This window comes from Xanthomonas sp. NCPPB 1754, assembly GCF_041475725.2.
Classification (GTDB): Bacteria; Pseudomonadota; Gammaproteobacteria; order Xanthomonadales; family Xanthomonadaceae; genus Xanthomonas; species Xanthomonas euvesicatoria.
The window spans coordinates 2,715,603-2,737,531 of the sequence record NZ_CM192982.1; the positions used below are offsets into that span (position 1 = coordinate 2,715,603).

A 21,929-nucleotide genomic window follows, 5' to 3' on the forward strand; every position below is an offset into this window, starting at 1 on the left:
GCTCAGGCGCGGACGGTGCGGATGCGTTCGCGCCACTGCCGCGCATTGGCGAGAAGGGCGGCGGTATCCATGTCGATGAGCTCGCGCTGCACCAGTTTGGGCTTTCCGGCAATCCACACATCGGTGACCTGATGGCGGCCAGCCGCGTAGATCAGCTGCGACAGCACATGATGCAGCGGCTGGGTTTCCAGTGCGGCCAGATCCACGCAGATCAGGTCGGCCTGCTTGCCGATCTCGATCGAACCGATCCTGTCGCCGAAGCCCAGTGCGCGCGCGCCGCCCAGCGTGGCTGCGCGCAACGTGGTCGCCGCGTCCAGCGCGGTCGCATCGTTGGCCACGGCCTTGGCCAGAATGGCGGCGGTACGGTTTTCGCTGAACATGTCCAGGTCGTTGTTGCTGGCACAGCCGTCGGTGCCGATGGCCAGATTCACGCCCGCACGCTGCAGCGCGCATGCCGGGCAAAAGCCCGAAGCGAGCTTGAGATTGGATTCGGGGCAATGCACCACGCTGACGCCGCGCTCGGCGCACAGATGGATTTCCGCATCGGTGAGCTGGGTCATGTGCACCGCGATCAGGCGGTCGTTGACCAGGCCCAGGCGATCCAGCCGCGCCAGCGGGCGCTGGCCGTACTGCTTGATCGAATCGGCCACTTCCTGCGCGGTTTCGTGCGTATGCAGATGCACCGGGATGTCGAGCTGGTCGGCCAGCATGCGTACGCGTTCGAAGTTGGCATCGTTCACGGTATACGGCGCATGCGGCGCGAACGCGGTGCTGATCAACGGATCGTCGCGCCATTGGTCGTGCAGTTCGCCGGCACGCGCGAAGTATTCGTCGTCCGAAGATGCCCATGCGGTCGGGAAATCGATGATCACCGCGCCCACCAGCGCACGGAAGCCGTGCTGCTTGTAGACGGCCGCCTGCACATCGGCGAAGAAGTAGTTTTCGTTAACGCAGGTCGTACCACCGCGCAGCATTTCGGCGATTGCCAGCGTGGTGCCATCAGCCACGAATTCCGGCCCGATCACCGCCGCTTCCACTGGCCAGATGTGCTGCTGCAACCACACCATCAGCGGCAGGTCGTCGGCGACGCCGCGCAGCAGCGTCATCGGATTGTGCGTATGCGCATTGACCAGGCCCGGGATCAACGCCGCATCGGGCCGCGACACGGTCTGCTTGGGCGCAAAACGCGTGCGTGCTTCGGCAGCCGGCAGCACGGCAACGATGACGCCGTGATTGACCGCGACCGCGTGGTCTTCCAGCACCACCGCATGCGGTTCGATCGGCACGACGTAGCCGGCCTCGATCAGCAGGTCGCAGGGTTCGGGCGGAGCGTTGGTCATGAGTGGATCCATTGAAGTTAGTTGCCGAACGGCCAGGAGTCGTCGGAGCGTGACACAGGCGCATACCGCGTGCCGTCGTAGCGCAGCACCTGGCGCTGGCGGTGCGTGCGCTCGATGTCGTCTGCATCCTCGACGGTGGTGGAAGTCACCAGGTTGGCAGTGACTGCGATGTCGGTATAGCCCGCGTGGACCGGCGCGTCCATCGACAGGGTGAGCGTGCCGCGTTCGGTCACCACACCCGTCGCGCCCCAGTTGCACGGTTCGCCTTTTACCCGCCGCCAGACAGTGAGATCCCGCTGCAGCACCGGGCGCAACCGGCGCTGTTCGCGCACCAGCAAGGTCAATGCATCGTTGCTGTCGAAATCCGGACAACTGGGCCCGCGCGCAACGCTGTGCACCACCACGCCAACCGCACGCACGCCCTGCGCCAGGTCATAGCGTGCGGTATCCAGGCGCAGACTGTCGGCAGCAAGTTCGAAGCCGGCATCTTCGCCCATGTCCTGCATGTACAAGGCGACGACCTGGGCAGTGCGGGCATCGAGCATGGCAACGCGCAACTCAAGGTTGCGTTCGCCTGCCTCGGTGGTGGCATCGCTGGCGAACGCAATGGCCGCCAGTCGTATCGATGGGTCGTACGGCCACGGCTTGCAGGTCTGTGCCACGGCATGGTCGACCGGCACCGCCCCTGCGGCGCCGGACACCGCACCAGCTGCCACCGCCGCCACGCTTTGCGCGTCGCAGGCAGTGGCGGCGGCGGTTTGCGCAAGCACCGGACACGCCGCCAGCAGGCCGCTCAGCCCGGCCAGCAACGCGACGCACGCGGCCGTCAGGTGCGAGCCAATGGCGCACGGGACCGGCAGTGCACGCGTGGCCCATGCAGATTCCAGACACCGGCCGCCCAAGCCTGGCAACGGCGCAGTCGTTTCTTCGGCTGCTCCTGGCGTCGTCAGGACACTGGCGCTGCGTACTGCTCGACCGGACCGGCGTCCCAGGCGCATCTGGATTACTTGACGCGCGCCGAGTATTCGCCCGAACGGGTATCGACCTTGATGATCTCGTCCTGGTTGACGAACAGCGGCACGCGCACCACCGCGCCGGTTTCCAGCGTGGCCGGCTTGCCGCCGCCGCCGGAGGTGTCGCCGCGCACGCCCGGATCGGTCTCGGTGATCTTCAGCTCGACGAAGTTCGGCGGCTGCACCCAGATCGGGGTGCCGTTCCACAAGGTCACGATGCAGTCTTCCTCGCCCTTGAGCCACTTGTCGGCGCCGCCCATGCCGGCCTTGTCGGTCTGCACCTGCTCGAAGGTTTCCGGGTCCATGAAGTGCCAGTACTCGCCATCGCTGTAGAGGTAGCGCATGTCGGTATCGACCACGTCGGCCACTTCCACATCGTCGGTCGCCTTCATGGTCATTTCGACCACGCGACCGGACTTGATGAAGCGGTACTTCATGCGGGTGAAGGCCTGGCCCTTGCCCGGCTTGACGTATTCGGTCTCGGTGATGACCGCCGGCTCGTTGTTGACCAGGATCTTCATGCCGTTCTTGACGTCGTTCATGCCAACAGTGGCCATGGTGCAGCTCCTCGATAAGACCACGACCCGCCACGCGGTAGCAGGTCGGATTAGAATGGGGCGCCCGCCGCAACCGGCGGGCATTTGGTTTTGTGACCGCACATGATAACCGCAGCCCCCCTCGCCTTACAGCCATCCCCGCCCCCCGCCCTGCAGCCAGCGCGCTGGCAACAGCAGTGGCGCGACGCCGTGCGCGACCCGCGCGTGCTGCTGCAGCTGCTGGGCCTGGATGCGCAAGCGGCGGCAATCAGCGCTGCCGCCGCCGCCCAGTTTCCACTGCGGGTGCCGCGCGCCTTCGTGGCGCGCATGCGCCATGGCGACCTGCACGACCCGCTGCTGCGCCAGGTGCTGCCGCTGGATGCGGAAATGCAGCCGGTGCCGGGCTTCGGCCTGGATGCGGTGGGCGATGCCGCCGCCCGGACCGCTGCCGGGGTGATCCAGAAATACCGCGGCCGTGCCCTGCTGATCGCCACCGGCAGCTGCGCGGTGCACTGCCGCTACTGCTTCCGCCGCCACTTTCCGTATGCCGAAGAGACCGCTGCGCGCGATAGCTGGCGTGAAGCGGTGGCCGCGATCGCCGCCGACCCCGGCATCGAGGAAGTGCTGCTTTCCGGCGGCGACCCGCTCTCGTTGGCCACACCCAAGCTGGTCGAACTCACCGACGCCCTGGCGGCCATCCCGCATCTCAAGCGCCTGCGCATCCACAGCCGCCTGCCGATCGTGCTGCCGGAGCGCGTGGATGCGCCACTGCAAGCCTGGCTGCGCAGCCTGCCGTGGCCGGTGGCGTTCGTACTGCATGCCAACCATGCCAACGAATTCGACCCCGCGGTAGACGCCGCCGTGCAGGGGCTGCGCGATACCGGCGCACACGTGCTCAACCAGGCCGTGCTGTTGCGTGGCGTCAACGACAGCGTGGATGCGCTGGCGGCGCTGAGCGAGCGCAGCCTTGCCGCCGGCGTGCTGCCCTACTACCTGCATCAGCTCGACCGGGTCGCCGGGGTGGCGCATTTCGAGGTGGACGATGCGCGCGCGCGCGCGCTGCATGCCGAGCTGGCTGCCCGCCTGTCCGGCTACCTGGTCCCGCGGCTGGTGCGTGAAATCCCCGGCGATACCGGCAAGCGGCCGCTGTAACCGCCCGGACCTCAGCGCAACCGGTCGTAGGAGCGCACCCGGGCGCGATGGCGCTTTACCGGTAACGCCCGGTCGCGCTCAGGCGCGCTCCGAGGGCACTCACCCCGCCGCGATCAGCTTGACCATATCGGCCGGGCTCAACGGCCTGCTGAACCAATAGCCCTGCCCCAGGTCGCAACCGCGCTCGCGCAACAGATTGAATTGCGCTTCCTGCTCGATGCCTTCGGCAACCACAGTGATTCCCAGCGAGTGCGCCATGTTGATGATCGCGGTGGTCAGCGCCAGATCGTCCGGGTCGCGCTGCAGGTCGGCAACGAAACTCTTGTCGATCTTGACCCCGTCCACCGGCACCTGACGCAGATGGCTCAAGCCGGAGAAGCCGGTGCCGAAATCGTCCAGCCATACCTTCACGCCGGTGCGGTGCAGTTGGTCGAGCAGGCTGGCCGCCATCATCTCGTCGCCGATCACCGCGGTCTCGGTCAGCTCCAGATGCAGGCGCGCGGCCGGCAGCCCCGACTCGGCCAGGCACCCGGCCACGGTGTCGATCAGCGCACCGCTGCGCAGTTGCCGCGGCGAAACATTGACCGACACGAACAAACCCTCGCCCACCACTGGCCACTGCGCCGCCTCCAGGCAGGCCGCGCGCAGCACCTTGGGGCCGATCACTTCGATCAGGCCGCTCTGCTCGGCAATATCGATAAAGGTGGACGGCGCGATCGTTCCCAGCGCCGGATGCTGCCAGCGCAGCAGCACCTCCACGCCCACCAGCACACGGTCGCTGGTGCGGTAGATCGGCTGGTAGACCAGGCGCAGCTCGTCGCGTTCCCAGGCCCCGCGCAACTCGTGCTCCATGTGCACACGGCGCTCCACCGCGTGATCGGCGGCGCGGCTGTAGAAGCGATGGCAGTTCTTGCCGGCGACCTTGGCCTGGTACATGGCGATGTCGCCGTTCTTCAGCAGCGCGGTGGCATCGCGCGCATCATCGGGGAACAGCGTGATGCCGATCGAGGTCCCCAGGAACACCTCGCGGCCCTGCACGTTCAACGGCCGGCTCAGTTCGTGCACCAGCCGGTCGGCCAGTTGCGCCGCCAGCAGGCTGACATCGCCGCTCTGCAGCAGGATCACGAACTCATCGCCGCCAAAGCGCGCCAGAATCGCATCGTCGCCGCCCAGCGCGGCAACTGCGCGGCTGATGCGGCTGGCGAACTGCAGCAAGGCCTCGTCGCCGGCCTCATGGCCAAGCGTGTCGTTGACGCGCTTGAAGTCGTCGATATCGGCAAACAGCAAGGCCAGCTTGCTGTCGGTGCTGCGCGCGGTGTGGAGCAGATGATCCAGACCCTCGCGAAAGCCCAGCCGGTTGGTCAGCCCGGTCAACGCGTCGGTGTAGGCCATGTGCCGCACTTCGCGGTCGTGCCGGGCGATGCTTTCGCTCATGCGCCCGAACGCGGAAATCAACTCGCCGATCTCGTCGTTGCGGGGGTGCGGCGGCAGCTGCACCGCATAGTCGCCCCGTTCGATCTGCCTTGCCGCTGCCGCCAGCAACCGAATCGGCGCCACCAGCGTGCGCTGCACGTAGATGGCCAGCAACACGCCCAGCCCGACCAGCGCAGCCAGCAGGACCAGCAACCAGCCCAGATCACGCTTGCCGATGGCGTTGAGGTTCTGCACCAGGGTGAGATTGGCGCCGGATTCGATCTTGCGCACCCGCTCGCGCGACATGCCCACGCGCACGCCACCGATGCGCTGGTCGCCGATCTTGATCGGCACCGTCACATCCAGCACCTCCGGCGAGGACTGCAACACCATCGCCTGCGCCGCCAGCGCTTTGGCGGCGAGCGGATCGGTCATGGCCTGCCCGTAACGCTGCAAGGTCGGCGTGCCGTCGTGCACCAGCCGGCCATGGCGGTCGAACACCAGCACATAGCTCACCACCTGCTGGCGCGAGGCATTGCGCACCAGCGCACCCACCGCGCCCAGGTCCGAGTAATACAAGGGGTTGGCCAAGCCGGAAGCCAGCTCGGTCGCCAGCGTTTCGCCGCGCGTGCGCAGGCTGCGATCGAACAGCTCGTGCAGGATCTGCGCACTCAAGCCGCGCACCTCGCGCTGCATCGCGCTTTGTCGCTGCAGCAGCGAAGCCAGGATCGCACCGACCAGCAGCAGCGTCAGCGCCATCACCAAGAGAAAGCGTGCCTGCAAGCCGAAGCGCACCTGAGTCATTCCACGTGATCCCTGACGCGTTGCACGCCCGCGCTCAACTCTTGCAGACGTCGGCGGCTAGCGGGATCCAGCGGATGGAACCCGGTAGTGTCGAAAAAGCGCTTCAGCGCCGGGCCCGCCTTGGGGTCGGAGGCGGCCTGCAGCAACACCACCCGCAGACGCTGCTCCACGGCCGGGTCCATCCCTGCGCGCACCATTTCCACCGCGCGCGGCACCGGCGCAGTGCGGTGCACGATGCGGAAATCGCGCTTGAACACCGGTGGCATGTGGCGTTCGTCGTCCCAATCGACGTTGCTGAGCGCGCCCACGTCGATCAGATGTTTGTGCACGAACGCGGCAACGTTCAATTTCGACCCCACCATCAGATAGCCGGCCGATCCGCGTGCCGGGGTGTCGTCGGCCGACAGCAGCACATCGCATGCGATGCCGTTGCGCAGCAGTTCGAGCACCGGTAGCAGGTAGCCGCTGGTGGACGAGGCGTTCTGCAATGCCAGGGTATGGCCGCGCAACTGCGACAGCGACTGGATCGGGCTGTCGCGGCGCACGAAGAACACCGTGTGGAAGTCGCGCAGTCCGCCACGCTCGGTCATGAGCAAGGGGTGCGCGCTGCCGCGCTGCTCCAGCAGCATCGCCGCACCGGTCGTTTCGCTGACCCAATCGACCCGGCCGCGCCGCAGATAGCTGGACATCTGGCGCGCATCGGGCGCCATCAGGATTTCGCCGCGGCGGATCCCGACCTCGCGCATGCGCGGCACCACGTAATCCAGCAAGGGCTTGAGCTGCTCGTAATGGCTGGCGGGATCATCGCTGATCCGTCCAAGCACCAGGACCGAGGAAGGCGCTGCCGCAGCCGTCACGGCCAAGCCTGCCCCGGCAATCAGCCAGCAGGCAATCAGACACCATCGTAGACCGCGCAAAACGGACACTCCCCTAGAGCCGCGGACAGCCTAGCCGAATCTTCGAAGATGTGACAGACGTCAGTTTCCGGCCTGCTTGGCAAGCATGGCCATGCGCTGCGCATCGGACAGGATGCCGCGAATCAGCCGCACCTCCTGCTCGGTCATCTCTGCGCGCAGCAACAACCGGCGCAACTTGCGCATCGCCGACTCCGGCGCACGGCCCTTGTGGAAGTCGATCTCGTCCAGCGTGTCGCCCAGCTGGCCGAACATCCCTTCCAGCTGTGCGTGGCTGGCCGGCCCGTCGCGCAAGCCCGGAGCCGCTGCCGGCGCGCGTTCGGCCTCGCCTGCCGCCAGCTGCGCCAGTCGCACCTCGTACGCCAGCACCTGCACGGCCGCGGCCAGATTGAGCGAACTGAACTGCGGATCGGAGGGAATGTGGACCGCGGCGTGGCACAGCTGCAGCTCGTCGTTGGTCAGACCGGTACGCTCGCGGCCGAATACGAAGGCCACCTCGGCCGGCTCGCCCGCCTTGGCCAGGGCACGCTGCGCGCCCTCGTCCGGCAGCAGTTCTTCCAGCGCCACCCGGCGCGCGCGCGCAGTGCAGCCAATCACCAGCGTGCAGTCGGCCACCGCCTCGCCCAGTGTCGCGAAGATCGGCGCCTGGCTCAGCACGTCTTCTGCGCCGGCCGAGCGCCGATAGGCGTCTTCGTCGAGTGCGCGCTCCGGTGCCACCAGCACCAGGCGCGAAACCCCCATGGTCTTCATCGCACGCGCTGCAGCGCCGATGTTGCCTGGATGCTGGGTACCCACAAGAACAAATCGGATGCGCTGGCTGACGGACATGAACGGAGATCGGGAAGCTGTTCGGCCGTAGATGGTAAACTGCGCGGCCGGCTTTCGCGCCGGACCGCTCTTTTACCTTCGCCATTGTCCGATTCTGCCTTCACGGGAGCTTTCACCATGCAGAAACCCGCCGTCACCGTCATGGTCAAAGCCGCCCGCCTCGCCGGCAATGTGCTGTTGCGCGGCATCAACAAGCTCGATGCGCTCAATGTGGTGCAGAAAGGCCGCATGGACTACGCCAGCGAAGTCGATGCCGATGCCGAGAAGGTCATCATCAAGGAACTCAAGCGCGGCTACCCCGAGTACGCCGTGTTCGGCGAAGAAGGCGGCGTGCAGGGCGGCAAGAGTGGCCGCTACACCTGGGTCATCGATCCACTGGACGGCACCAGCAATTATCTGCGCGGCTTCCCGCACTACTGCGTGTCCATCGCACTGGTGGAAAATGGCGAACCGACCGATGCGGTGATCTTCGACCCGCTGCGCAACGAGCTGTTCACTGCCAGCCGCGGCGCAGGCGCGGTGCTCAATGACCGCCGCATCCGTATCGCAGAGCGCAAGGATCTGGAAGGCGCAATGGTCCACACCGGCTTCCCGCCGCGCGAGCGTGCGCGCGCCAGTGCGCAGCTCAAGTGCGTGGATGCGCTGCTGGTGCAGGCCGAAGACGTGCGCCGCACCGGCTCGGCAGCGCTGGACCTGGCCTATGTGGCCTGCGGCCGCGCCGACGCCTATTTCGAAGCGGGCGTCAAAGCCTGGGACATCGCCGCTGGTGTGCTGCTGGTACGCGAGGCCGGTGGCCGCGTTTGCGACTACAAGGGCGCCACCCCGCCGCGCATGGACAACATGGGCCCTGAGACGCAGCAAATCGTGGCCGGCAACATCAAGATCAGCGACGCGTTGCAGAAGGTCATCGTCAACACCGGCTACGCCCGCGAGTTCGACGCCAAGTTCTGATCGACCCGTTCGCACTACCGCTGCCCGGCAGACATCGGAGCACGCCCGAGCACGGAGGCTTCCCTGCAAAGCCTCTCGCGACCGGGGTCTATCCACAGCGCACCTACTCACAGCGCAGTAAACGTACAAGGCCGGGATCGCTCCCGGCCTTGTGCGTTTCGGTTCGGTACCAAGCCAATCCGCGCCGCAACTGTAGGCGCGCGCCTGAGCGCGAGGAGCGTTCCCTGCAAAGCCTCTCGCGACCGGGGTCGCTCCTACCCACAGCGCACCTATCCACAGCGCAGTAAACGTACAAGGCCGGGATCGCTCCCGGCCTTGTACGTTGGGTGCCGCTGTCACAGCGCTAGGCAGTGCCTGGCGCCGGTGCAGGACCTCAGGCGATCGCGGCGTGGTAGCGGCGCTCGACTTCTTCCCAATTGACGGCGTTGTAGAACGCGCCGATGTATTCCGGGCGACGGTTCTGGTACTTCAGGTAGTACGCGTGTTCCCACACGTCCAGACCCAGGATCGGGGTGTTGCCCTCGAACAGCGGGCTGTCCTGGTTGGCGGTGCTTTCCACAACCAGCTTTTTGTCGGGGGTCACGCTCAACCACGCCCAACCCGAGCCAAAGCGGCTGACGGCGGCCTTGGTGAAGGCTTCCTTGAATTTCTCGAAACCACCAAGATCCTTGTCGATCGCCTTGGCGACCTCGCCCTTGGGCTCGCCGCCACCGTTGGGCGACAGCACGGTCCAGAACAGGGAATGGTTGGCGTGGCCGCCGCCGTTGTTGCGCACCGGGCCCTGCAGGTTTTCCGGCAGGCTCTTCAGCTTGGAGACCAGTTCTTCGATCGGCAGATCGGCGTACTCGGTCCCTTCCAGCGCCGCGTTGACGTTGTTGATGTAGGTCTGGTGATGCTTGGTGTGATGGATTTCCATCGTTTGCGCATCGATGTTCGGTTCCAGCGCGTCGTAGGCGTAGGGCAACTGCGGAAGGGTGTAAGCCATGCGTATCTCCTGGACTTGCCGCCCGGCGAAGACCGGGCGTTGCGGGGTGAATGGTAAGGACGGCGGCAGCGGTTACCAAGGGTGCTGGCAGGGAAACTTCATCCCATCGCATGCCGCACGATGTTCGCCGCACACCTTGCACCAGGTCCCGGTTACTTGGGCGTGAACCGTCCCGGCGCCGGCCACGTTCAAAGTCGACACAGTCGCGCATCGGCATACTTGCTCTGCCGTACCCATTTCGGACCGTCTTCATGCGCAAGCCCGCTTTGCTCGTTGTCGCCATCGCGCTGCTCGTCGCCGGCCTGTGGGGCATGCGTGCGATGCAGACGCCCAAGCCGCAGTTCGCGCCGCAACTCAACGCCCCGATCGCCGCGGACACGCCGACGCGCGAGGTGCCGCGTCTGCCCGCCTTTCTGCCGACCGAGGCGATGGCCACCATCGTGCTGATCCAGCGCGGCGGCCCGTTTCCGCATCCGCAGGATGGCGGCGTGTTCGGCAACCGCGAGCATCGCCTGCCCGAACGCCCGCGTGGCTATTACCGCGAATACACTGTCGATACCCCCGGCAGCCCGGATCGCGGCGCGCGCCGCATCGTCACCGGCGGCACTCCGCCCGAGGCGTGGTACTACAGCGACGATCATTACCAGAGCTTCAAGGCCTTCGATGGCCCGACCCCGGACCAGGCACCATGAACGCTGGCGACTTCGCGCTGGATCTGTCCGATCCGCAGCAGTCGGGGGTGTATCAGGCCGAGACCGACGATCTGGACACCATGGCAGCGCTTGCGCGCGATGCCGGCCTACGCATCGTGCGCGTGGATCTGGCCGCCTGCAGCGACAAACGCATGCTGCTGATGCGCCTGGCCACGCAACTGGATTTCCCGGCCAGCTTCGGCCGCAATTGGGACGCGCTCAGCGATGCCCTGCGCGACCTGGCGTGGCTGCCTTCGCCACATGGCTATGCGCTGCTCATCGACGGCGCCCAGGCGCTGGCCAGCACGGCACCCAACGACCGCGACACCTTGCTGGACATCCTCGATGAAGTCGCCAACGCCTGGGCAGCACGCGGGCTGACCTTTGCGGCGTTCGTTGCGCCCGCAAGCGCCTGCGACTGAGAGCAGCCAACAGCACGCCTGCGCAGCCGGCCGAGCGGACACGCCTGGCGCCGGCACCACATGCCCCGTGCAGAAGCGATGGCTGCCTGCATGCCGCCCGCACCGACCTGATGAGCGCTCGCGATGTAGGCACCGCGCGGCGCGGTCGATCAGCGCTGGTATTTCCGGCGAACACGGATCGCCACGCACCCGCATCGGCCTGCATCCAGGCGCGATGGCAGACCACCATCGCCCTTCGTCGCGCCAGACGCGCGAACGGCACGCATTGCGCGTGCCGACCGACGATCAACTATCCAGCTCGCTCCAGCGCGCGTACGCCGCATCCAGGTGCTTTTGCGCATCGGCCAATGCTGCGGTGTGGGCCGCCATCGCCGCACTGTCGCGCTGATAGAAGGCCGGCTCGTTCATCGCCTCGGTGAGCGTGGCCACTTGCTGCTCCAGCGTCTCGATCAGGGCCGGCAGTTGCTCCAGCTCGCGTGCATCCTTGTAGCTGAGCTTGCGCTTGGGAGCGGTGTCCGCCGGCACTGCAGCCACGGGCGCGGTCGCCACCGCAGTGGCCGATGCCTTGGCCATCGCCATCGCATTGCCGACCGGCGTACGGCGCTGGCGCAGCGAATCGCTGTAGCCGCCGACGTAATCGCCGATCAGGCCATCGCCCTCCATCACCAGCGTGGAGGTCACCACGTTGTCGAGGAAGTCGCGGTCATGGCTGACCAGCAACAAGGTTCCGCTGTATTCGCCCAGCAATTCTTCCAGAAGCTCCAGCGTTTCCACGTCCAGGTCGTTGGTCGGTTCGTCCATCACCAGCAGGTTGGACGGCTGCGCGAACAGGCGTGCCAGCAGCAGGCGATTGCGCTCGCCACCGGACAGGCGCGTGATCGGCGCCCGCGCGCGCTCGGGCGTGAACAGGAAATCCTGCAGATAGGCATGCACGTGCTTGCGCTTGCCGTTGATTTCCAGGAAATCGCGGCCTTCGGCTACGTTTTCGATCGCGCTCCAGTCTTCGCGCAGGGTGGAACGGTATTGGTCGAAATACGCAATCTGCAGATTGGTACCGATGCGGATTTCGCCCTGCTGCGGCTGCAGATCGCCCAGCAACAGCTTGAGCAAGGTGGTCTTGCCGCTGCCGTTGGGGCCGATCAGGCCGATGCGGTCGCCACGCTGGATGATGGTGGAAAAATCCTTGACCATCGTGCGCGCACCGAACGCGAAGCCAACCTCCTTGGCCTCGATCACCTTCTTGCCGGACGACTCGCCCTGCGAGACTTCCATGCGCACGTTGCCGGTGAGCTCGCGCCGCTGCACGCGCTCGTTGCGCATCGATTCCAGGCGCCGCACGCGGCCCTCGTCGCGGGTGCGCCGCGCCTTGATGCCCTGACGGATCCAGATCTCTTCCTGCGCCAGCAACTTGTCGAAGCGCGCATTCTCCTGCGCCTGCGCATTGAGCCGTTCCTCGCGGCGGCGCTCGTAGTTGGCCCAGTCGCCCGGCCAGCTGGTGACCTGGCCGCGATCGATCTCGACGATGCGGGTGGCCAACGCACGCAGGAAGCGCCGGTCGTGGGTGACGAACAGCACGCTGCCGCTCCAGCCCTTCAGGAAGGTTTCCAGCCAATCGATGGCTTCGATATCCAGATGGTTGGTCGGTTCGTCCAGCAGCAGCACATCCGGCGAGGACACCAGCGAACGCGCCAACAGCACGCGTCGCTTCATACCGCCGGACAGCCGCGCGAACTCCGCATCGCCGTCCAGTTCCAGCTTGGTCAGCGTCTCGGTGACGCGTTGATCCAGCGCCCACCCGTCGGCCGCATCGATCTTGGCCTGCACCTTGCCGAACGCATCGGCGTCGAACACCTCGGCATGGCTGAGCTGATGGAATTCGGCCAGCCAATGACCCAACTCGCCCAGACCATCGGCCACCACGTCGAACACGCTGCCGCCGGTCCCTTGCGGTACCTCCTGCTCCAGCCGCGCGATGCGCACGCCCTGTTGCACGCGCACTTCGCCGTCGTCGGGCTTGAGCTCGCCGGCGATCAGTTTCATCAAGGTCGATTTGCCGGCGCCGTTGCGGCCGATCAAGGCGATACGCTCGCCCGGCTCGATCGTGAGGTCGGTTTTTTCCAGCAACAAGGGGCCGCCGACGCTGTAGTCGACGCTTTGCAGAGTGATTAAAGGCATGGCGCAATTGTACGGGATTGGTGATTGGGGATTCGGGATTGGCAAAAGCGCACGCTGTCACGGTGACGAATCCCGAATCCCTACTCCCCAATCCCGGGCTAAAATGCGCCATGAACGAATTCTCCGCGCTGCCGCTGTCGCCGGCCCTGGCCCCCGGCATCGACGCCCTTGGCTACACCGTCCTGACTCCCATCCAGGCGCAAAGCCTGCCGCCGATCCTGCAGGGGCTCGATGTCATCGCCCAGGCGCCGACCGGCAGCGGCAAGACCGCCGCGTTCGGGCTTGGCCTGCTGCAAAAGCTCGACCCTGCAGTGACCCGCGCACAGGCGCTGGTGCTCTGCCCCACCCGCGAATTGGCCGACCAGGTCGGCAAGCAGCTGCGCAAGCTCGCCACCGGCATTCCCAACATGAAGCTGGTGGTGCTCACCGGCGGCATGCCGCTGGGCCCGCAATTGGCCTCGCTGGAAGCGCACGACCCGCAAGTGGTGGTGGGCACGCCCGGTCGCATCCAGGAACTGGCCCGCAAACGCGCCCTGCATCTGGGCGGCGTGCGCACGCTGGTGCTGGACGAGGCCGACCGCATGCTCGACATGGGCTTCGAAGAACCCATCCGCGAGATTGCCGGCCGTTGCGACAAACACCGCCAAAGCCTGCTGTTTTCGGCCACGTTCCCGGACAGTATCCGCACGCTCGCACGCGAGCTGTTGAAGGAGCCGGTTGAGGTCACGGTGGAAGGCGCCGATAGCGCACCGGAGATCGATCAGCAGTTCTTCGAGGTCGACCCGACCTATCGGCAAAAGGCCGTTGCCGGCCTGCTGCTGCGTTTCAATCCCGAGTCCAGCGTGGTGTTCTGCAATACCCGCAAGGAAGTGGACGAGGTGGCTGGCTCGCTGCAGGAGTTCGGCTTCTCCGCACTCGCGCTGCACGGCGACATGGAACAGCGCGACCGTGACGAAGTGCTGGTGCGCTTCGTCAACCGCAGCTGCAACGTGCTGGTGGCCAGCGACGTGGCCGCTCGCGGGCTGGACGTGGAAGACCTCTCGGCGGTGGTCAACTACGAGCTGCCCACCGATACCGAAACCTACCGCCATCGCATTGGCCGTACCGCACGTGCCGGCAAGCATGGACTGGCGCTGAGCCTGGTCACCCCGCGCGAAACTGCCCGCGCGCAGGCACTGGAAGCCGAACAGGGCCAACCCTTGAAGTGGTCGCGTGCGCCGCTGGCCACCGCGCGCCCGGCGCAACTGCCGCAGGCGGCAATGACCACCTTGCGCATCGATGGCGGCAAGACCGACAAGCTGCGTGCCGGCGACATCCTGGGCGCCCTAACTGGCGAAGCCGGGCTCTCGGGCGCGGCAATCGGCAAGATCGCCATCTACCCTACCCGCTCCTACGTGGCCATTGCCCGCGCGCAGGTCGCCAAGGCGCTGGCACATCTGCACGCAGGCAAGATCAAGGGACGCCGGTTTCGGGTCAGCAAGCTCTGAACGCAGCGCGGCCGGCGTCGCGCCGGCCGCCTATGTTTCAGCAGCAGCAATCCTGGATGCGCGCACGTCCACGCATCCAGGGTCGCTTCCAGCGCTTGGACTCAGTAAGAAAGTGTCGCCAACAGCGGCACATCGTTCGCCCATTTCTGGCGACCCTGCAGCACCTGCAATTCCACCAGCACGGCTGCGCCAACGACTTCCAGTTCGAGTTGGGCAGCAAGCCCCAAGGCCGCACGCAGCGTGCCGCCGGTGGCCAGCACGTCGTCGACAATCAGTACGCGCGCCCCGCGTGGCAGCGCATCCTCATGCATTTCGATGCGATCGGTGCCGTACTCCAGCGCGTATTCCTGGATCAGCGTGCGCCCCGGCAGCTTGCCCGGCTTGCGCACCGGCACGAAGCCGGTCCGCAGTTCGCGCGCCAGGGCAGCGCCCAGAATGAAACCGCGCGCCTCGATACCCAGCACCGCATCCAGCGGCGTGGTGCGCCACGGCTGCGCCATTTCGTCCAGCGCAGAGGCGAAATCCGGGCCGTCCGACAGCAACGGGGTAATGTCCTTGAAGACGATGCCCGGCTTAGGGAAATCGGCGATGTCGCGAATCCGCTCTGACCAATGGTTGGGTCCGGAAGTCGTGGTGCCGGCGCAGCGGCTGCAGTCAGTCATGAGGGCGGTGGCGTGGTGGCCGGTGGAGTTGCGCCTATTCTAGGCTGCGCACGCCATCCACGCCGGATTTACGGCATACCTGCATCTGAGCGCGTCAGGAACTGCACGACAGCATCGAACACCCGGCGCGATCGCGTGCCCAGTCCGGCCGCCGCGCCGCAAATGCGTCGCGCCCGGGCTGATCGTCGTAAGGGCGGCGCATGACTTCCAGCAACTCCTGCACCCCGGACGGGTCACCCTGCTCGGCACGGTCGATCGCCTGCTGCGCCAGATAATTGCGCAACACATAGCGCGGGTTGGCCAGGCGCATGCGCGCGCGCCGCTCTTCCGGCAACAGCGGATCCTGCTGCAGGCGCGCGGCATAGCGCTGCAGCCATTGCTGCAGCTGCGGCGCATCCGCCAGGCGTTTGTCTTCGTCGTAAAAGGCGTCGCGCAGCTGCGCGGGGTCCGGATGTTCGGGCGACAGGTCGATGAGCCCACGGAAGGTCAGCGTCATGTCCATCTCGGATTCGCGCATCAGGGCGCGCAGCGCGTCGATCAGCTGCAGATCCTCGTCGCGACACTCTGCCAAGCCCAGCTTGGCGGCGGTGTCGCGCCGGTCGCACGCCAGGTAGGTATCGCGAAAACGATCCAGCCCATATTGCAGCAGGGCCTGGTCGGCAAACAGCGGCGCCAGCGCCTGGGCAAGCCGGCCCAGGTTCCAGTAGGCCACTTGTGGCTGGGTGCCGAAGCGATAGCGCCGCCCCTGCGCGTCGGTGGTGTTGGGCGTCCAGTCCGGGTCATAGTCGTCGACCCAGCCATACGGGCCGTAGTCGATGGTCAGACCGAGGATCGACATGTTGTCGGTATTCATCACCCCATGCACGAACCCGACCCGCATCCAGTGCGCCACCATCACCGCGGTACGCTCGCAGACCTGCGCAAACCAGTCGGCGTAGAGCGCGTCGCCGGCACCGGCCAACGCCGGGAAATCGCGGGCGATGGTGAAATCCACCCACTGCTTCAGCAATGCGATATCGCCGCGTGCGCTGGGCAATTCGAAGTTGCCGAAACGGATGAACGAAGGCGCCACCCGGCACACGATCGCGCCCGGCTCGCGCTGCGGGTGGCCGTCGTAGAACATGTCGCGCACCACCGCCTCACCAGTGCCGACCAGGCTCAACGCACGCGTGGTCGGCACGCCCAGATGATGCATGGCCTCGCTGCACAGGAATTCGCGGATCGACGAGCGCAACACGGCGCGCCCATCGGCACCGCGGGAATACGGCGTCGGGCCGGCACCCTTGAGCTGCAATTCGTAGCGCCCACCGTCGGTTCCGATCGCCTCGCCCAGCGAAGTCGCCCGCCCGTCGCCAAGCTGTCCGGCCCAATGCCCGAATTGATGCCCACCGTAGTTGACCGCCCAAGGCTGCATTCCCGGGTACAGCGCGTTGCCGCCGAACACCTGGGCGAACTGCGCACTGGCGATCTCGGCCGCCTCCAGGCCCAGCACCTGCGCCATCTCCGCCGAATGCGCGATCAGGTACGGAGCGGCGACCGGCGTCGGCAAGACTGACGACCAGGCCGCACCCACCTCGCGCCGGCGTGCCCCCTCTTCCGGGTCGGCGGGCAGCTGCTGACGCAGACGATTATCGAAGTGCAAATGTGTCATGCCGGCAAGCCTAGGCCACCGGCAGTGAACCTGACATGGGCGAAGCCGCATCCGGCGCTGCGTGCGTACCGTATCTTCACTCGCTTGGCGCGTGCCGAGCGGGCTCGTCCTGCACATGCTTGCGACGTGCGATAGCGGCTAATGGCCGCCGGCTGCCGATCAGATGCGAACCAGACAGAGGCGAACGTTGCCGGGACGCCACTCTCTGGTCTGCACTTGCCGGCCTGTTGCGTTCGTCCCTGGTCCCCACCACCCTTCCTGCCCCCGTACCGATATTGCCCATGCCCTCGCGCGCTTCCCGCTGGTTCCGTCCTGCCCTCCTGTTGCTCGGTTCGTTGACCATGACGGCCTGCAGCAGCGTCTTTTTTGGTGGCATCAATGCCGCATCCAGCCGATCGGGCATTGTCGAGCATCGCGACCAGGTGTTCGATTCCGCGCACGGCCTGGCGCGGGATGTCTACCAGCCGCGCGGCGCAAGCGACGCGCCAGTGGTGGTGTTTTTCTACGGCGGCACCTGGAAGCGCGGTTCACGCGCCAACTATCGCTGGGTGGGCCGCGCACTTGCGCGCCAGGGCGTGGTAGCGATGGTGGCCGACTACCGCAAGTATCCGCAGGTCGGATTACACGGTTTCATGTCCGACGCGGCAGGCGCCACCGCATGGAGCTACCGCCACGCGCACGAGTACGGCGGCAACCCGAATCGCCTCGCGGTGATGGGTCATTCGGCAGGCGCGCATATGGCCGCGTTGCTTGGCACCGATGCCCGCTGGCTGCAGGCGCAAGGTCTCAAACCTCACCAGTTGTGCGGCGTGGTGGGCCTGGCCGGGCCGTACGACTTCATGCCGATGACCGATCCCGAATTGGTCGAAATCTTCGGCGATGCGCCGGCAGCGCAACGGCAATCGCAACCGGTGCGTTACGTCGGCGGCGACGAACCGCCCATGTTGCTGCTGCATGGCGATGCCGACCGCGTGGTCGAACTACAGAACAGCGTCTCGCTGCAGCAGGCGCTCAAGCGCGAAGGCGGCAGTGCCGAACTGAAGGTCTACCCCGGCATGGGCCATCTCGGCATCCTGCTGGCGCTGCGCAAATCGCCCGAGCGCTCGCAGGTGCTGAACGATACGCTGCAGTTTGTGCGCCAGTGCCGGGTGCCCTGAAGCGCAATCCGCCCTGACGTCGCTGGGGATTGAGTGACTGCTGCGAACGGCTGATGGGCAGCGATACCGACGACGGTGTCGCTGGGTAGCCATTCGGATCCGGAATGAGGGAATACATGGCGATGAGAGACGCCATGTCGTAGCAGCAGACAGCGGGCGAAGCACAGTCCCGCCCACCTACTCGCACCCCGCTCTCCCTACTCCCCGATGCCTCAATTGGCCGGCTTGCTTCCCATCAGCTCGAACGGGCCGCCTTTCTTCAACGCAGCCTGATACGCCGGACGCGCTTGGATCCGCTGCAGAAACGCGTGCAAACGCGGGTATTTCTCCAGACCGCCGCCGCGTGCGGCCGCCGCCTGTACCGGGAAGCTCATCTGGATGTCGGCGGCGGTGAAGCGTTCGCCAGCGAACCAGTTGCCGGCCTGCAACGACTGCTCCATCCAATCCAGATGCAAGGTGAGCTGCGGCCCGACGAAACCCGACATCGCCTTGTCCACGATCGCACGTGCGATGGGTTTGGCGAAGAACGGCATCGGCGCGCTGCGGATGCGACCGAAGATCAGCGTCATCAGCAACGGCGGCATCGCCGAGCCTTCGGCGTAATGCATCCAATAGCGAAACTGCAGGCGCTCGGGCGAATCCAGCGGCCGCGGCGATGGCGACAGCGCGCACTCGGTGTCGTAGCGCTCGGTCAGGTACTCCAGGATCGCCCCAGATTCGGCCACCACCAGATCGCCGTCGACCAGCACCGGCGATTTGCCCAGCGGATGGATCGCGCGCAGCGCCGGCGGCGCCAGCATGGTCTTGGGGTCGCGTTCATGGCGCACGATCTGGTAAGGCAGCGCCAGTTCTTCCAGCAGCCACAGCACGCGCTGGGAACGGGAATTATTGAGATGGTGGACAGTGATCATGAGATAGCTGCGCGCGGAAAGCGCACATCCTACCGATCCAGGCGTCGTCGCTGTGCGCAAGCAGCGCCTGGTGGACGCGCCAGCGAGGCTGACCGCCTGTCGTGCAGACAATAAAAAACGCCAGCCGCTTGCACGGCCGGCGTTTTTGGCAACCCTAAGGTTGCAGGCGGATTAGACCGCCTGCACCTGGTCAGCCTGCATGCCCTTCTGGCCCTGCACGGCGACGAAGGTGACCTTCTGGCCTTCCTGCAGCGACTTGAAGCCGGTGCCCTGGATGGCGCGGAAGTGCACGAACAGGTCCGGGCCGCTTTCCGGGGTGATGAAGCCGAAGCCCTTGGCATCGTTGAACCACTTCACGGTACCGCTCTGACGCTCTGACATTTACTAACTCCTGAACTATTGATGGATAAATCGCAGCGTCCGAAAAGCCGGAGCTGAGACTGAGTTGCAGGCGTTGGTAAAGCGGAACGATGAAGCGAGATCTGTAACGATCCGGCTGCACCAGGCCACGATTCACGGTGACCCTTGCAAACACAGTGCGTGCACAGTACTCGTGTTTTCTGCAAAAAGCGACACCCTGCGTCAAATCTTTTGCAGTCGGGTCCAATCCGACGGCCTGTCGGGACTGTCCCCATCCCAATTGACCGGATGCCACTGCCTGACGCCCCCACAGCTGCGCAGATCATGGGGGCCGTTAACGACACCTGCCCGGCCATGGTCCGCGACGTCCTGGACCGCGCCTCAGCGCCTGTCGCCCCGCCGTGGCCCTTGCAGCCAACCGGCCTCTGAGCCAAGCCCACCCTGCCCTTGCTCGCACCATCCAGCTGTCAGCCAGCCCAGGCCCGGCCGACGACGCACCTCTGCCAGATGCGGGCAACACCCGGCGCATGAACCGGCCGCGTATCATAGGCGCCCTTTGCAACCGGCATCCTGATGGCCCTCACCGCCACCGTCCGCAGGGCGGAACTTCAGATCAGCGACATGGACCGCGGCTATTACGCCAACCATTCGCTGACCCTGGCCCAGCACCCTTCCGAGACCGACGAGCGCCTGATGGTGCGGCTGCTGGCGTTCGCGCTATTTGCCGACGATCGTCTGGAATTCGGCCGTGGCCTCAGCAACGACGACGAGCCGGACCTATGGCGGCGCGACTACACCGGCGACCCGGATCTGTGGATCGACCTCGGCCAGCCGGACGAAAGCCGCGTGCGCAAGGCCTGCAACCGCTCGCGCGAGGCGGTGGTCATCGGCTACGGCGGCCAGGCCACCGAAACCTGGTGGAAAAAGCACGCCAACGCCATGGGCCGGTACCGCAATCTGCGCGTGATCGAGCTCGACTCGCAGGCCACCGAAGCGCTGGGCGCACTGATCCAGCGCGGCATGCGGTTCGACGTGATCATCCAGGACGGCGAAGTGCAGATGCTGGCCGACCACGGCAGCGTCACCCTGACCCCGATGGTGCGGCAAGCCCCGGCCGAATGAGCATGCGTTGCGACGTGCTGGTCATCGGCGCCGGCGCTGCCGGGCTGATGAGCGCCTTCACTGCCGGCCAGCGTGGCCGCAAGGTGGTGGTGATCGATCATGCCAACAAGGTCGGCAAGAAGATCCTGATGTCCGGTGGCGGGCGCTGCAATTTCACCAACACCGGCACCACGCCTGGCAACTTCATTTCGGCCAATCGGCATTTCTGCAAATCCGCCCTGGCGCGCTACAGCCCGGCGGATTTTGTGGAGATGGTCGAACGGCATGCCATCGCCTATCACGAGAAAGAGCTGGGCCAGTTGTTCTGCGACATCTCCTCCAAGCAGATCGTGCGCATGCTGCTGGACGAATGCGATGCGGCCGGCGTGCAGATCCGCACCCAGTGCGACGTGCTGTCGGTCCAGCGCGGCAGCGACGGCTTCCAGGTCCAGACCAGCCAGGGGTGCGTGCAGACGCACTCGTTGATCGTGGCGACCGGCGGGCTGTCGATTCCCAGCATGGGGGCCAGCGGCTTCGGCTATACCCTGGCCAAGCAGTTCGGCCATGCGCTGCTGCCCACCCGCGCCGGGCTGGTGCCACTCACATTGAGCGGCAAGCATCAGGAGCGTCTGCAAGCGTTGTCCGGGCTGGCGTTGCCGGTCCAGGCGCAGTGCAACGGAGTCAGCTTTCGCAATTCCATGCTGCTCACCCATCGTGGGGTCAGCGGCCCGGCGATCCTGCAGATTTCCTCGTATTGGCAGCCGGGTGACGATTTGCGGCTGGATCTGCTGCCCGGTCGCGATGCAGCGACGTGGCTGCGCGAACAAAAGCAGCAACGCGGCGCCACCGAGCTGCGCAACGTGCTGGCCGACGTGCTACCGAAACGGTTTGCGCAACGCTTGTGCGAGCTCTGGCTGCCAGACAAGCCGGTGCGTCAGCTGGATCCGCCGCAGCTGACAGCCGCCGCCGAGCTGCTCGGCAGCTTTCCGCTGATCGCCAGCGGCACCGAAGGCTATCGGACAGCTGAAGTCACCCTGGGCGGGGTCGATACCCAACAGGTCTCCAGTGCGACCATGGAGTCGCGCCTGGTGGCAGGCCTGTACTTTATCGGCAAGGTGCTGGATGTCACCGGCTGGCTTGGCGGTTACAACTTTCAGTGGGCGTGGGCGTCCGGCCATGCGGCGGGGAGCGTGGCGTAACGGCGATGGCGGGGGGCTCGCCCACCGATCAGGTCAGGCGCCTTGAACGCGCCGTCGCGGCATGGACAGCACGCAGTGAAAACGGTCGATGCGCGCCAGAAGGCATCTTCCACGCGCAAATATTGTTCTACGTCTCACACTTGATGCGGCATGCTCCACACACATGGACGTGTCAA

20 protein-coding genes are annotated in these 21,929 nt (G+C 66.0%); 8 read left to right on the forward strand and 12 right to left on the reverse strand.

All coding sequences use genetic code 11. The annotated features are described in order from the left end of the window. Window positions 1-2: 2 nt before the first annotated feature. The 3 genes from ACCQ15_RS11980 to efp are packed head-to-tail and all read right to left on the reverse strand — an operon-like array spanning window position 3 to window position 2,910. Entirely contained in the window at window positions 3-1,340 is a 1,338-nt protein-coding gene (locus tag ACCQ15_RS11980; protein WP_372163872.1) for a TRZ/ATZ family hydrolase, read from the reverse strand. A gap of 17 nt (window positions 1,341-1,357) precedes the next feature. Then, a complete protein-coding gene (locus ACCQ15_RS11985; protein ID WP_463671628.1) occupies window positions 1,358-2,338 on the reverse strand; it encodes a PA3715 family protein in 981 nt (326 codons plus the stop codon). 5 nt (window positions 2,339-2,343) lie between these two features. Then, window positions 2,344-2,910 carry an elongation factor P gene (efp, locus tag ACCQ15_RS11990; protein WP_007962665.1) on the reverse strand — a complete coding sequence of 189 codons (567 nt, stop codon included), beginning with the start codon at window positions 2,908-2,910 and terminating at the stop codon, window positions 2,344-2,346. A gap of 102 nt (window positions 2,911-3,012) precedes the next feature. Between efp and epmB the strand changes: the two genes are divergently transcribed. Further along, entirely contained in the window at window positions 3,013-4,041 is a 1,029-nt protein-coding gene (gene epmB, locus ACCQ15_RS11995) for an EF-P beta-lysylation protein EpmB (RefSeq protein ID WP_218558194.1), read from the forward strand. 99 nt (window positions 4,042-4,140) lie between these two features. Here epmB and ACCQ15_RS12000 read toward each other — a convergent pair whose 3' ends face one another. From ACCQ15_RS12000 to ACCQ15_RS12010, 3 genes are read right to left on the reverse strand one after another with little or no spacing between them, the layout of a single operon-like run. Next, a complete protein-coding gene (locus ACCQ15_RS12000) occupies window positions 4,141-6,258 on the reverse strand; it encodes a putative bifunctional diguanylate cyclase/phosphodiesterase (protein WP_008573449.1) in 2,118 nt (705 codons plus the stop codon). Beyond that, window positions 6,255-7,184, reverse strand: a complete 930-nt coding sequence (locus ACCQ15_RS12005; protein WP_033478490.1) for a phosphate/phosphite/phosphonate ABC transporter substrate-binding protein — start codon at window positions 7,182-7,184, stop codon at window positions 6,255-6,257. The genes ACCQ15_RS12000 and ACCQ15_RS12005 overlap by 4 nt, the downstream gene beginning before the upstream one ends. Window positions 7,185-7,235: 51 nt before the next feature. After that, window positions 7,236-8,000, reverse strand: a complete 765-nt coding sequence (locus ACCQ15_RS12010) for an RNA methyltransferase (RefSeq protein WP_033479051.1) — start codon at window positions 7,998-8,000, stop codon at window positions 7,236-7,238. 117 nt (window positions 8,001-8,117) lie between these two features. On the opposite strand from ACCQ15_RS12010, the gene ACCQ15_RS12015 reads away from it, so the two are divergent. Further along, window positions 8,118-8,951 (forward strand): inositol monophosphatase family protein, encoded by an 834-nt coding sequence (locus ACCQ15_RS12015; RefSeq protein WP_005913068.1) that lies wholly within the window; start codon window positions 8,118-8,120, stop codon window positions 8,949-8,951. 373 nt (window positions 8,952-9,324) lie between these two features. Here the strand turns inward: ACCQ15_RS12015 and ACCQ15_RS12020 are convergent, their stop codons facing one another. Further along, on the reverse strand, window positions 9,325-9,936 hold the full coding sequence (locus tag ACCQ15_RS12020; RefSeq protein ID WP_003486056.1) for a superoxide dismutase: 612 nt from the start codon (window positions 9,934-9,936) through the stop codon (window positions 9,325-9,327). Between the two features lie 251 nt (window positions 9,937-10,187). Here ACCQ15_RS12020 and ACCQ15_RS12025 point away from each other — a divergent pair, with 251 nt between their 5' ends. Then, window positions 10,188-10,628 carry a guanyl-specific ribonuclease gene (locus ACCQ15_RS12025; protein ID WP_008576167.1) on the forward strand — a complete coding sequence of 147 codons (441 nt, stop codon included), beginning with the start codon at window positions 10,188-10,190 and terminating at the stop codon, window positions 10,626-10,628. Beyond that, the gene (locus ACCQ15_RS12030; RefSeq protein WP_008576164.1) at window positions 10,625-11,050 is read left to right on the forward strand and encodes a barstar family protein; all 426 of its coding nucleotides are present in this window, start codon (window positions 10,625-10,627) and stop codon (window positions 11,048-11,050) included. The genes ACCQ15_RS12025 and ACCQ15_RS12030 overlap by 4 nt, the downstream gene beginning before the upstream one ends. Before the next feature lie 285 nt (window positions 11,051-11,335). Here ACCQ15_RS12030 and ACCQ15_RS12035 read toward each other — a convergent pair whose 3' ends face one another. Then, on the reverse strand, window positions 11,336-13,225 hold the full coding sequence (locus ACCQ15_RS12035; RefSeq protein ID WP_057681915.1) for an ATP-binding cassette domain-containing protein: 1,890 nt from the start codon (window positions 13,223-13,225) through the stop codon (window positions 11,336-11,338). Window positions 13,226-13,335: 110 nt separating this feature from the next. On the opposite strand from ACCQ15_RS12035, the gene dbpA reads away from it, so the two are divergent. Next, window positions 13,336-14,712, forward strand: a complete 1,377-nt coding sequence (dbpA, locus tag ACCQ15_RS12040) for an ATP-dependent RNA helicase DbpA (RefSeq protein WP_122272991.1) — start codon at window positions 13,336-13,338, stop codon at window positions 14,710-14,712. Window positions 14,713-14,813: 101 nt separating this feature from the next. Here the strand turns inward: dbpA and ACCQ15_RS12045 are convergent, their stop codons facing one another. Both ACCQ15_RS12045 and ACCQ15_RS12050 read right to left on the reverse strand, forming a co-directional pair. Then, the gene (locus ACCQ15_RS12045; protein WP_014090366.1) at window positions 14,814-15,374 is read right to left on the reverse strand and encodes an adenine phosphoribosyltransferase; all 561 of its coding nucleotides are present in this window, start codon (window positions 15,372-15,374) and stop codon (window positions 14,814-14,816) included. A gap of 94 nt (window positions 15,375-15,468) precedes the next feature. Further along, window positions 15,469-17,025, reverse strand: a complete 1,557-nt coding sequence (locus ACCQ15_RS12050) for a protein adenylyltransferase SelO (protein WP_372380611.1) — start codon at window positions 17,023-17,025, stop codon at window positions 15,469-15,471. Between the two features lie 281 nt (window positions 17,026-17,306). On the opposite strand from ACCQ15_RS12050, the gene ACCQ15_RS12055 reads away from it, so the two are divergent. Then, window positions 17,307-18,182: an alpha/beta hydrolase gene (locus ACCQ15_RS12055; protein ID WP_372380612.1), complete on the forward strand. Its 876-nt coding sequence runs from the start codon at window positions 17,307-17,309 to the stop codon at window positions 18,180-18,182. A 212-nt stretch (window positions 18,183-18,394) separates the two neighbouring features. Here ACCQ15_RS12055 and ACCQ15_RS12060 read toward each other — a convergent pair whose 3' ends face one another. Continuing rightward, window positions 18,395-19,093: a glutathione S-transferase gene (locus ACCQ15_RS12060; RefSeq protein ID WP_011347740.1), complete on the reverse strand. Its 699-nt coding sequence runs from the start codon at window positions 19,091-19,093 to the stop codon at window positions 18,395-18,397. Between the two features lie 171 nt (window positions 19,094-19,264). Next, complete coding sequence (locus ACCQ15_RS12065) at window positions 19,265-19,474, reverse strand: cold-shock protein (protein ID WP_008576153.1); 210 nt, start codon at window positions 19,472-19,474, stop codon at window positions 19,265-19,267. Window positions 19,475-20,026: 552 nt separating this feature from the next. On the opposite strand from ACCQ15_RS12065, the gene ACCQ15_RS12070 reads away from it, so the two are divergent. Continuing rightward, window positions 20,027-20,575, forward strand: coding sequence for a YaeQ family protein (locus tag ACCQ15_RS12070; protein ID WP_005923173.1), 549 nt, complete (start codon window positions 20,027-20,029; stop codon window positions 20,573-20,575). Continuing rightward, the gene (locus ACCQ15_RS12075; protein ID WP_372380613.1) at window positions 20,572-21,753 is read left to right on the forward strand and encodes a BaiN/RdsA family NAD(P)/FAD-dependent oxidoreductase; all 1,182 of its coding nucleotides are present in this window, start codon (window positions 20,572-20,574) and stop codon (window positions 21,751-21,753) included. Before ACCQ15_RS12070 ends, ACCQ15_RS12075 begins: the two co-directional genes overlap by 4 nt. The last annotated feature ends 176 nt before the right edge of the window (window positions 21,754-21,929 follow it).